Source organism: Pseudomonas fuscovaginae SE-1, assembly GCF_000364705.1.
GTDB classification, from domain to species: Bacteria; Pseudomonadota; Gammaproteobacteria; order Pseudomonadales; family Pseudomonadaceae; genus Aquipseudomonas; species Aquipseudomonas fuscovaginae_A.
Genome location: NZ_AQOH01000079.1, coordinates 1 through 11,860 on the forward strand (window position 1 = coordinate 1; position 11,860 = coordinate 11,860).

Annotated in this window: 11 protein-coding genes; 3 read left to right on the top strand and 8 right to left on the bottom strand. The window is 52.7% G+C overall.

Annotated features, from left to right (window positions below; translation table 11 throughout):
- Positions 1 to 122 precede the first annotated feature (122 nt).
- Entirely contained in the window at positions 123 to 746 is a 624-nt protein-coding gene (locus K675_RS0109195; RefSeq protein WP_017903225.1) for a hypothetical protein, read from the top strand.
- On the opposite strand, the gene K675_RS0109200 is transcribed toward K675_RS0109195, so the two are convergent.
- The 8 genes from K675_RS0109200 to K675_RS0109235 form a co-directional block, all read right to left on the bottom strand.
- Positions 741 to 1,616 carry a hypothetical protein gene (locus tag K675_RS0109200; protein ID WP_017903226.1) on the bottom strand — a complete coding sequence of 292 codons (876 nt, stop codon included), beginning with the start codon at positions 1,614 to 1,616 and terminating at the stop codon, positions 741 to 743. The genes K675_RS0109195 and K675_RS0109200 overlap by 6 nt on opposite strands.
- Positions 1,617 to 2,115: 499 nt before the next feature.
- On the bottom strand, positions 2,116 to 3,444 hold the full coding sequence (locus K675_RS0109205; RefSeq protein WP_017903227.1) for a DUF4055 domain-containing protein: 1,329 nt from the start codon (positions 3,442 to 3,444) through the stop codon (positions 2,116 to 2,118).
- A 30-nt stretch (positions 3,445 to 3,474) separates the two neighbouring features.
- Positions 3,475 to 4,995, bottom strand: a complete 1,521-nt coding sequence (locus K675_RS0109210; protein ID WP_017903228.1) for a terminase large subunit domain-containing protein — start codon at positions 4,993 to 4,995, stop codon at positions 3,475 to 3,477.
- Positions 4,992 to 5,387, bottom strand: a complete 396-nt coding sequence (locus tag K675_RS0109215; protein WP_157383921.1) for a hypothetical protein — start codon at positions 5,385 to 5,387, stop codon at positions 4,992 to 4,994. The genes K675_RS0109210 and K675_RS0109215 overlap by 4 nt, the downstream gene beginning before the upstream one ends.
- Positions 5,388 to 5,403: 16 nt before the next feature.
- Positions 5,404 to 5,928 carry a hypothetical protein gene (locus K675_RS0109220; protein ID WP_017903230.1) on the bottom strand — a complete coding sequence of 175 codons (525 nt, stop codon included), beginning with the start codon at positions 5,926 to 5,928 and terminating at the stop codon, positions 5,404 to 5,406.
- A gap of 2 nt (positions 5,929 to 5,930) precedes the next feature.
- Complete coding sequence (locus K675_RS0109225; RefSeq protein ID WP_017903231.1) at positions 5,931 to 6,422, bottom strand: hypothetical protein; 492 nt, start codon at positions 6,420 to 6,422, stop codon at positions 5,931 to 5,933.
- Between the two features lie 26 nt (positions 6,423 to 6,448).
- Entirely contained in the window at positions 6,449 to 7,201 is a 753-nt protein-coding gene (locus tag K675_RS30535; protein ID WP_017903232.1) for a hypothetical protein, read from the bottom strand.
- A 161-nt stretch (positions 7,202 to 7,362) separates the two neighbouring features.
- The gene (locus tag K675_RS0109235; RefSeq protein ID WP_017903233.1) at positions 7,363 to 9,609 is read right to left on the bottom strand and encodes a DEAD/DEAH box helicase family protein; all 2,247 of its coding nucleotides are present in this window, start codon (positions 9,607 to 9,609) and stop codon (positions 7,363 to 7,365) included.
- A gap of 487 nt (positions 9,610 to 10,096) precedes the next feature.
- On the opposite strand from K675_RS0109235, the gene K675_RS0109240 reads away from it, so the two are divergent.
- Complete coding sequence (locus K675_RS0109240; RefSeq protein ID WP_017903234.1) at positions 10,097 to 11,377, top strand: hypothetical protein; 1,281 nt, start codon at positions 10,097 to 10,099, stop codon at positions 11,375 to 11,377.
- Between the two features lie 40 nt (positions 11,378 to 11,417).
- Positions 11,418 to 11,860: hypothetical protein (locus K675_RS33555; RefSeq protein WP_232434413.1), on the top strand; the 443-nt coding region annotated here is incomplete at its 3' end.

Consider the following 11,860-nt stretch of genomic DNA (forward strand, 5'->3'; position numbering starts at 1 on the left):
TGCTCAGACAAGCTTTTTGAGATTTACAAAGAAGACAGGTCACGTACTCATCTAGCTAAGTACCAAGACAGATATTTCGCGGCAGACCTGGGCCTGTAAATTGGCTAAGAAGGACTATTTGAATGCAAAAGCGCTTTGTCGAAGTCACCGAAGAAATCAAGATCCTAGTCAAGCACCAGGACGGCTTTGGGTCAGCGAATGTGATCTATCAAGGCGCTCATGGCTTTGAGACTGCGGGGGCGGTGCTAGGTGAGTCGGTATGGCAGGATGTGGTCGACATGGCCGACAAGATCTCCAAGTCATCGAAAACCATGGAGACCCTTAGAGAGGGACAGCGCCTGGCTCGGCTTATCTACACGCTGTTGCATGAGCAAGGTATCACCCAGACAGCCCACCAGCTCCACGACCTAGGCCTTGGCATCCGCGCCCGTTACTCCGGCAAAGCCGATCAAACCACTCCAGGCAGTCTGCCATTCCCCTTCGACAAGCCCGCTGAGCCGTTCAGTGAGCTCAAGTACTCCGTAAGCGGCACCTGGTACCACTTCGAACTCAACACTGACGAGGATGAGATCGCTTTCTTCTCAACCGCCAGGCCTACAGTTTATTGGACAAACAAAGACGATATTGGCCCCACGCTGTTCGACTTTGCAGTCAAACGTCTTTTCGAAATATACAGTGTAGACACCAGCAAAAAACACCTGGCCTGGGTGCAGGATCTGAATTTTGCTGCAGATTTGGGGCTATGACTCTCTGCGTTTGAGAAACTCTAGGCGGATTCCTTCCTGCTTGTAGTGAAACGCAGGGAAGCCGATTTCGAATACGCCGATGTCATTCTGAGCCTTGATTGCTGTCGACAAATAATCATAGAGAGCGGGGCCTGTGCCGCGACCTGCAGCTAAAGCATCAGCAAAGGCATCATTCGCGTCTTGCTCGTGAAGCTTCCTCATGCCGATGACAGCTACTTTTCCTTCGGGTATCTCTTCCATCGATACAACTGCGCCCTCAGTTGTGCTAGGCAGAATTTCGTACCGATAAATATGGTGCTTACTTGTGTCAGGGCAGCAGACCCCGAGGATGAATTCGGCCTGGTACGCGGAGAACATGCTCTCCATGCTTTTGTGCTTCTTGGCCTGTATCAAGACTGATTGCACCGAATGCTCGACAACGCTCGCAATAAACCCGGCTGTAAGCAGATAGTTAGATCCAAGATGGTGTTTTTGGAACATTTCCATGTCGTAGTAACCATCAAGATGCTTCTTGCCTTCACAAGGCATTGCTAACTGATACTCTCCATTTAGGTAAGTGGGTTTAAGATCAGATAGGTGGTTCCTGATGGAGTTCATGATGTGCTGAGCGACCAAGGTACTGCCGGCAAAAGCAATCCCGCAGCCCCCCTCATAGTTATACCCCAGATACCCATTAAACCACTCGTCCAAGAAGTTCATGGCAGCGACCCTAACAGGCGTTTCAACCACTTTTTTGAAACCACTTACGAGCAGTTGCCCTCTTTGAGTAATACTACTGTCTGCAACAAAGAAGATTCCATCACAAAACGTGCTCTTCGACGCCCCATAGCTCATGTCGCGCAGTGAGTGCCCAGCAATTACCAATGTCATTGATGCCACCTCCCTATGAATCACCCAATTGTATCAGGCGCAGGTTTGATAGCAAACTATTTTTCGTTATACCGGGGATTGGGGTATTGCGTCAGTTGATTCTTAAATGATGTAATATAGCTACAAACAACCGGGGATAATAATAACAATGGTACTCCTCAGCACCTACATTGCCATCGCTGCTCTTCTAGCGTGCGCCTCGGCAGCAACTTCATTCCTAACTGTAATTCTTGATAGACCGAGTAAGTCCGGATCTCAAAGCGATTCTGGGGTTCTTAGGCTGGCTATCGCCGTGAATGGATTCTGCAGGACACTCCTGTTCTTTACGCTGATCTTTGCCTATTATGGTATTGGCATTACTACCTTGTTTTATCCCATGGGATTGGCTCTCATCATTTTTCTGGTTTCGCTTGTTCCAGTAAAAAAGACAGTCTCGAAGTAACCGCAAACCCCGCGCTTCCCCGCCAGCTCAATAGCAGGGAGGCGCTTTGACATCAAATCAAGCGACCTGGTACTCAGTTGCCAGCCTGTCTGCGTTCTCCTCAATTGAGAAATCGTTGCCCATGATCCCTCTGCGCTTCAGCTCACGGAGGTATTCGTACTGACTGAGATCACCGTTTGCACGGGCTGTGGCGAGCGCAGTCAGCTCCTGGGCGTTTGCGTTGATGCCGTAATCCGTGTTGATGTCGACAGTGAATTCAGCGTTGGACACCCGGCTGAACCTGGCAAGCATGCCAAACACAGTCTTCAAAGCTGATGCCGTGGCTGTGGCCATGCTCGCGATCTGGTTGTTGTTGTCACTGGCATTGAGTGAGCGGCCTGTTGCTGTCTCTACGACCCCTGTGTTTTGGAGCATCTCGTTGCCATGAGAGGCCATCAGGACTTCAAGGTCTTGCAGGCTTTCACGGCCAGAGTTAATGGCTCCCCCTGAGTGCTCGACAAAACTCAGCTCAGCATTATCCTCACTACACATGATCGCGCTGTCGACGCCAATCTTGAGAGCTGTTCCCTCAGCCATGCCTCTGGCGAACAGCAATGGCACCCTCGCCACGTGCAGGATGTTGTCTTGGTCGGACTGGGACTGCCAGTGCTTGATATTCATGTGCGCGAGGTCTTTCAGGGGCGGATCACAGAACAGCGTGCCCCTGGTGTCAGCCGGATTGCTGTGGATAGGCACAACCGGAATCTCCGCAAGCCCGAAATCCCGCCAGGCCTCGATCTGCACGTAGTCCGCACCATCTGACTCTTGCCAAATCGCCCACATTACCTTGCCGTTGACCTTTCTGAACACGCGCACGCGAGCCACGTTTTTTTCGCCCCACTCGCCATCTTCGACGGTTGCCTTCTCGGCGATCCGGATCTCTTTTAGCTTGTCGTCTTCATCGAGCTTGTAGCCAAGAATGTCGTCCCCTGAGAGCCAGTAAGCATATGGCTGCCCACCATCTACAGGCGCATCCACACAAAGGAACGACGATCCATTCCACAGAGCATCTTGAAACGCCATCGCTGCCAACGCACTCACACTGGTTCCCTTGCCGTCGATGTTGCCGCTGAAAAGCTCCGCCAGCTCCGCATGCGATTCTGAAGTAACAGCCACAGGACGAGAGAACGGCTTTGCAGACAAACTCTTAACGACACGGGCCATGCGGTTGTTCAGATATGACGTGCTGAGCCGTTTTTTATATGCAATCGGGTTCTCTCCAAGCAATGGAGGTAAGAACTCATGGCCCGCAGCGCGCATTGCATCAGTACCCCCACGGAGTGCGCGGATGGGGCGGCGATCGGTGAAGTATTTGGAGCAGATTTCGGATTTGTCTTGGACTTTCATATGCGGTCTTTCCGACTCTTATTATGGAGGTTATTGGCTAAAGATGCCGTGCTGAACGGTTGTCGCTGGGCGTTTCCACGTCAGGCGATATGCCAAAGCATCCCAGGCATGGTCATCAGGCCCCTTGGCCACAGCATCAAGCTGGTCATCGTCCCTCTGCAGGAACGGCAAGGTCTTGATCAGGAACTTTGCGGCAGGAAAAAAGTAGATGTGCGGGTGCGTAGGGTCATTGATTTTGGTCGCCTGCAGCCTGCCAAACATCAATTGCGCGGAGGTCACTCGGGAGCCTGGTGATTTGTCCGAGTTCGTGAAATCCATTCCCTCAGATTTCAGCTCTTTAGCCACTGTCGGAGCGTTCCCCTGATCAACCTTGCTTCCGTTAAAAATCTGATTGTCCGCAGGCCCCGCAACGACCTTCGGATGGTTCACCAGCACCGTTTCCTGCAGTTTTTTCTCGCGCTGTTTGAGCCGTGCGCCAATCTGTTTTGCTGACAAAAACAAGCCTGCATCCGGGCGTGCTTGCTTGCCGGTCTTTGGATCAAGTTCAGTGCCGTAGTCTTCGCCGACAACCACCAGGCTACCCTTCGGAGGGCAGAATTGGCGATTCCCTACCTGTACTGACTCACCGTTCGCTTCGGCCACCCAGAGGCAACAAAATGGAGTCGATTGCCCGAAGTCAAAGCATCGATCGACCTTCCAGGAGCTGGGGATTGTGAATGGGTCGAGCAGGAGGTTTGTAGACCACACAGGGCCAAACATTGCCGCCGTGTCGACCGCTTCCCAATCACCTTCCAACCAGGCTGCTCGCTTGGCGGGGTCTGTGAGTTGGGCTAGGTAGTTCCTGATGTAGCCATCGTCGATGTAGTGATTCTGGAAGATCGTGCCGAACAGAGCTGTGCGTTGGCGTGTGCCGTCCTGGTTGTATGTGATCTCGCCAGGCTTGCGGCCCTCAATGAAGCGCTCATATACCCAAGTCCTGCCTGCGCCCCAGGGGTTGGTGGTCGATCTGACCTGCAGGGGTGGTGGGAGTGGCTGTGCTGCAGTGGGCTGGTAGGCAGTACGGAGCGTCGACATCATTGCTTCGTAAACTTCGATCGTTGACCAGGTCGCGAGCTCGTCGAAGCCGATGAAGGCGTACTGGTGACCGTGAAATTTTCCGTCGTATTCCCTGACGTGCTTGATGTGGTTAAAGATCAAGACTTCCCCGGTCGGAAACGTCCAGCTGTGCTTGGTCTCGTTCCATACGGCGCCAGGGAAAATCCGAGGGATCAGCATGCCGGCAGTCTTCACCAAGTCGGCAAGGTGTTTGAATTCCTTTCTGAGGATGATTCCGCGCCAGTACGCCCCCCAACCCTTACCCACGTGTTGCAGGAAGGCCATGATCAGGGCATCGCTTTTCCCGTTCCCCCTGGAGCCGTGGAACAGCACTTCACGGGTTAGGTACTGGGGCTGGCCGAGCACCAAGAACATCGACTGTGACCCTGGCAGGGGCTTCCAGATGATGTTCTGAACTGCCCTGGCAAGAGGCCGAATAGCCTGGAACGCCGTCATGCCCGGATGCCCGCTTCGCGGTTTGCGCACAAACCGTTTTTGCTAACAAACACCGCTTCGAGGATCACCAGGTCTTCGAGCTTGCGGGGTTGCGGGTAGTTGGGATCTGGGTCATGGGCTTTGTGGCCATCCCAGTAGATCGCATGCAAGGAGTGGCCGTTGCGGGAGAGCACGGTGAGGATCGCTGGGCAGCTTCGGACAATCTCGGGATTGCAGGGGTTGCCGGTGGTTTGAAGGTGCTGGTAGAACGCCGGGAATGTTGCATAGACGGGGTTCAGGCCGAGGGCGAGCAAGGCGTTGCAGGTGTCGGCGGCTGTTGTACCGCGCAGGTCTGCCTGGGGCCCGAAGCATTCCAAGGCCTGTTCGTAGGTGAGGTTTAGGGCGTTGGCCAAGCTGGCTACGCCACAGTCAGTCTGTGTCCGTTGGATGATCACTGGAAAGCTCTTTTGTTCTTGTTTTTGCGAGCTGAAGGGCGTCTTGTTGTTGCTGTGCCAGGACTTGGGCGATGTCCGCATCGATCATCGTCGTCGGTATGAGTGCGATACCTGTTCCTGTCTCACCTCCCTCCTGGCGGATCACGATTTCACGGCGTGCCGGGGCGGCAAACTGGTCGGGGAACATGCGCTGAAGGATGTCGATCGCTACTCGGGGATCTTGCATGGCGCCTTTCAGCGCAGCGTCGGAGAGCTTCTGACCAACCTTCGCCCGTGAGGCCTCGATCGTGTCCAGAAATTCCAGGAGCAGCTCATCATCACGGCTAAGATTTTCACGGTCAGGGTTGGCGTCAGCGATGTCCTGAGCTTGGTTTTTCCAAAAGTAAAATGTCGATCGAGGCAGGCCTACACCACCCACAGCGACCTCAATCAGAGGAGTCTTTGTGAGTGCTACGCCCAGGCGCTTGATGAGATCTCGGGTGAGTGATTTGGCAGCCATGATCAATCCAGGAACCGGACGCCAAATTTGGCAATCATCAATGCGTCGGAGATGCCATCGTTACAGCCGCGAGTCCCGTCCTTCTTCAACCGCTTGCCCCGGTAGATCTCGTCCGCTTGGAAGACCTCGAAAGCGATCTCACCGATCTGCTCTTTGCTCAAACCAGTGAGGCTCTGGCCACCTCTCCAGGCCTGTGGACGCTCAAGACGATATGGGACGCCAAGGCATTCGAGGACGGCCCGAGCAGCCCCATACGAGTCACCGAAGCTAAAGGCCCCGACAACTCCCTCACCAGGGCGAGTACCTACCTTTTCGATGACACCAAGAGCTAACTCGTATTCGGAGAGGCGCTTGAAGAGAGTGCCGGCATCGACCTTCTTTTTGCCGTCTATTTCAATGACAGGCATGCGAAAGCAATCGATGAGTTTGAAACGCTCATCAATTACTGCAATACCACCGGAGATACCAGGATCGATCCCGAGAACAAGGCGCATAACGACTGACTTTATTATTGTTATTGTCAGTTTATTGTAGCATGTGCAATGTGTTGTTTGTGCGCAAACAAAGCCGGATTGACTGATATTGAGTCTTCCAGCACACGCACTGATTTAAAAGGGAGTTGAGGAAGGTTTTTGCCGAAGTTTGCGACTAGCCACTTCCTGCGATCGCTTTCGAGGAATGCCTTTTCCTCACCTTCGTAGATGTAGTCGAAACCTTCCTTTTTGGCCCACTCTTCGAGAGTCATGGTGCTGCCGTCTTTGCGAGGCTTGGCCCATGGGCATTTGATGTTGGGGACAGTGAAGATGAAGACATGATGGATAGAGTTCTGCTTTGCTGCGCAGATCAGATCACGCGCTGATTCGAGGTTTGGGATTACACCTTTGCCTTGGTACCAGATTCTGTTGTTCAGCTTATCTGTCCAATCGGAACGGTGTTTCTTGGTGACGGTATATTCGACTTCGATCTGCTCAAACGGCATGTCTTGCATACCCCCAAACACCGTCAAGCGAAACTCAGACCAGCTATGGAACGGTCTCGGGTATGTTGGAAGGCTAGGTGTCTTGATAACAGCTTCACCTTCCAGGAATTGGCCTGCATGGCGTTGACGGTTGTAGCTGTTCCATTCGAACTGCAATTCGATCTCTCTGATTGCATCAGAGCAAATCTTCAGCAGGTTTCTGTCTATTTGCTTGTAACCGTCTTTCTCAAGCAAAAGGGAATTGTACTGTGGAGCCTTTAGAAGGTCGGCCAGGGCCTGGGGATCGTTCAGCATATCGCACTCTCTTATTCTTATTATGTGCTGCTATGTATGTATTATCGAAAATGAGCAAAACCCTGCGCAACACCTAATTGCGCATTTCTTTTAAATACCTTAATTTTTTCTTGCTTCAGACAACTTGAAGGGAAGTTGGGGCTTCCATGCCCCGGTAATCCTTAAAGCCCTGTGTATTCGCGCATTTGTTCCAAGGACTTCGGATCGATGATGTAGTAGTAGCCCTTGCTACCGCCATCTTTCCGTTTTGTTTTCAAACCGCAAGCTTTTAGCAGTTCGGACACTGCGCCTTGCTTACTACGATCCGAAATGTCCTTGATACGTGGGAGATCGAACCCAGCGAGAAGGAACTGGTCACGGATCAAGTTGATGCGGTCAAAAGCATCCACAGAATCAGTTGACGACCAGGCCTTAGTGTCGATCATCTTTTTGAAGACTTCTGAGAGGATTGTGAATACAGGCGTCTTGGGGGCGTTCAGGGCTCTGAAGTTGCTGAGCTTGATCCGGCCTTCACCTTCTTTCCAAAACAGTGCGTCAGCATGTGTGAGAGCCTTGCGCCCAAGGTGATGCTCAGCTTCAGTGCGAACTGCGCTGTAGTACTGCTCAAGGCTCTCGCTGCCTTCCCTGAGAACCTTCTCAGCTGACTTCAGATGGGCCATTGCCTGGGCGCTCAGGAGTGCGGTGGCCACATCTGCTTTCAGAGTGCGCTTGGCTTTCTCGTGCTGCTTCCAGCCTTCCTTGCTCAACTCTTCATCGCCATCAGTCACTTCAACGGAGAAGCCCTGCTGCCGGAGCTCCAGGACAAGGGCGAACTGGACGTTGTCACGAAGCCAGCTGTTGTTCTTCCGATGTCCGAAGCGGAGGGTCTCAAACGGCGTTTTGGGCCCATTGTCGTATTCGACTTGGACGAGCTCCGATTTGCGATGACGGGGGTTGCGTACACCTACGACGAAGGCCTTGGCGGTGCGGTCTCTGCGGAGCATCTGAATCGCACCTTTGGGTGTAATGCTCCCCTCGAACAGGCCGAAGTGATGTTTAAAGTGCTGAGATGTGATCGAAATGGCCGATTTCATGGCTGGGCTATAGATCACCACGTCCCAATCCTTGCTGTTAGGGTTTGAGATGAACCCCTGCGAGTCGGCATGGTTGATCGTCGTGGACGTGATCAGCAGTGTTTTCCTGCCAGCTTTCTGCAGCTCCAGGGCAATCGCAGAAGCATCCTTGCGGACGTCGCAGCCGATCAGGGTAGTTTCCTTCATAGCTGTGTCGATGGCTTGTTTGCGGACTTGATCAATCGGTGCCATTGATACCGCGATGTCGTCATGCTTAGCCTCCGCCAGGAAAAGGGTTGCAGGAGCCTGAGCGCGGTAATTGATCAGATCGACAGACGCCTGGTCGATGTCCGCATCAGCGAAAATCACGTTCTTTGCACTCGCTACCAGCTCTTTGAGGGCATGCCAGACGTCTGAGCGGTTTTCTACAGTTCCTTCGAGCACGTGGTCGATCACCTGACTGACCTCGTCAATTACCAGCAGGTCGATGTCCTTGAGGAAGTCTTGGAATTTCTGGGAGATGATCGAGTTGACCACGATCTTGAGGCCTTGAGCGCTAGCGAGATCTCCAGGGTTGAGCTCGTTGTAGTGCAGTAAGCCGTCAATGTTGACTGCAGCAATGATCGACCGCAGCGGCGAGATAAATACGACCTTTTTCTGAGCGGTCTTGACCTTGCCGTATTTGGCGCTTTCCTCAGTGGTTTCGCTTGAAGCCAGAAAGTCTTTGATGGTCGAGTTGATGATGGTTGCGCTTTTGCCAAAGCCAGTGTGGCACTTCAAGAGCGCTCTGCTGCTGTCCTGGAACAGGCGTGCTTTAATCTGCTCTGCGTTTAGTCCAGTGACCGCGCCGGAGGTGTCGAGCCGTCCAGACTTTTTGGAGAAGTTAGAGAGGTGTCCAGCAGCTGCGTTATTGATCAGCTTGGTGCTCTCTGCCGCATCCAGGAGGGTGTTGTTTTCAATAACGGAGACAGCATTCTGTATAGATCGTGAGATCAATACATCTTTTGCGAGTTCAGAGATAGCAAAGTCGATAGCTGCTGGGGACGAGCCCGACTTAGTCATAACCAGGTCAGCAAGTGATGCCTTGCTAAATTCCCGCACGTTGTCAGTGATTACCTGGCCAGCGTCAGAGTCATACAGTCCTGAATTGCTGAAAATAGCTGCCCGCACTGCTTCTACGGCATATGCACTGACATTAATGTAGCGCTTCGTCCGAGGGTATTCAGATTTAAAGTACTGAGCAGATTTGCCGAGGTCTGTAGCAGGCACGGTCATGTACCCGGAAACCGGCTTGGCCAGGCCGATGATGATGGCATTGGAGGGGGTACCAGTGATGCCGTGTTCAAAAGTGTTCATGTTGCGCTCTCTTATTTTTGTGGTTTGTGCTCTCTGCACATTCTTATTGTTGGATATGAGCAAAGGCCTGCGCAACACTTTTTCGGTTGACAGAATGAGTATTGGAGGTATGCAAGTTGTGGAGCGATGATTTCGGGTATTTTGGAGTGATTTGGGTTGCGCAAAGGTGATGCCTGGTGATGAAGAGTGAGCAAGGTTGAGATTTCAGTTTCTCTTAACCAAGTCTCTTGCGCTCAGCCAGCTCAAGGGTTTGTATATCTCATATCGGAGTGATGTCTACCCGCAACCATCCTTTCACTATTATAAAAAGAAAGACCCGTTGAGGGTGGGGAGCGAGCTCAGTAGTTTGGCTAAGGAAAACTCATATCTCAATTTCCTTGTATACCCTCAATCCTAAAAATGCCAAGGCCGAAAGGTGTTGCAACGGCTTTTGCTCATTAGCAACACTATGAATGTGCACGACACAACAACAAAAAGAGAGAGCATCATGAGCGTCAAGTTTGCACTACAACAGACAGCTGAGACTCGCTATGTCCGCAACCGCGAGTCGGCGACCTTCCGCGACTTTTTCGATGCCGTCCTGGCGCCACAGCGGATTAGCGAGATCAAGGATGGCCCAACCTTCACGCCATCATTTTTCCGCTCCCCAGAACGAAATATGGAAAACGTCATCGCCACAAGCTTGGTGATCTTTGACATCGATCAAAAGCCCGGTGATGACCAGGTAGGCCTTGAAGAGATTGAAGATGCCCTTGTTGACCTGAACTGGGAACACGGCATCTACACGTCTTACAGCAACACCGTCGAGTGTCCGCGATACCGAGTAGTACTGCCACTTGACCGCCCAGCACACCCAGAAGAGTTCCATGCTGTCTCTGCAGCCGCACTGGAGCAGCTAGATGACTTCCTCGACGGAAGGCTTCTCAAAGTCGTAGACGGCTGCTGGAGAGAGACGGCTCGCTGCTACTACACGTTTACGACCCACCCAAATCGCCGAGCAGGGGCTATCAGCTTCTATAACCCCGGCAAGCCCCTGAACGTCGTCGAGCTCAAAATGGCTCAGTCAACTTACGGGCTCGACGCTGAGTACACTAAGTCCACCAAACCACGCATCCCCGGCACCGCCGTCGGAGCCGCTGGCCGCTCGATGGAACTCAACCGCATACTTGGTGGGCTCTTTCGCTCATCCACCGAAGACCAGATCGTTCAGAAAATCTTCGAGGTCGATCAGGAGCAGAATCCTGGCAATGAATACTTCCGCGATCAATCCTATGCGCGTCATCGTCCACGTCCAGGCGAGAGCCTCGAAACAGCTGCGTATCGTGCCTGCAAGAGCTGGGTCAAATCCCACCTAAATTGGCTCCGCCGCAAAGCCCAAGGCATAGACACAACGGTCAACAACCGCACAGCTCAGAGCAAAGAGCCAATGCCAACCCACGAAGCCCTCATTACCCTGGTCGACCTGAAGCAAGGCAAGACAAAAAACGGCGGAGAAACAGCTCTTGCTGAGTTCAAAATCGTCTCTGGCGATCACGCAGGACGCCACGTGTGGCACAGGCTCTACGGCGCCGGCAACCACCCAACGGCCATCAAAATCAGCGGAGAAATGCTAGAAAAATTCAAAACTGCCGCGAAGCTCCCCACCAGCAGCTTTGCAGACGTTTTGAAAGCAAAAGGCCTGATCGTCCACGCACGCATCAAGCACAAACCAGGAGTCAACGGCTACCCAGCGCAAAACGAAATCGGGACGTTCTTCACCCAGCCATGACATCAGTCTGAAGCCCCCGCGAGGGGCTTTTTGACGCTGCATGATGTATCTTGGCCATCACGCCATCAATCAGGAACGAAGCGTCATGCGATCAAAAGGGATTTGCGCAGCAATCATAATCGCCTTGCTAGCCGGCTGTGCTTCTCAGCCAACTCCGCCCCCGAAAACAGACGAGCAGATAGCCCAGGACGTCTCCAATGACATCATCGCCAAGATGAGAGCTCGCGGGGCAAGCCAGGAAGAAATTGATAAGGCTCAAGCCTACCTGAAGCTGTCATACGAAGACCGACTGAAGCAAAGCATCAAGCCAAGCCAGTACTCCCCACCCCCTGAAAACCTAGTAGATCTTATAAATAGCAGCCTGTTTCAGTGCGACCTTCAGAGAAGCAGCCTTAAAATACCGATCTCCTACGAGGAGACTTCCAAAACACAGGCCAAGCTGACCAAGTGCCTCTCGATTTCGAACAGCATTGTCAACGACTA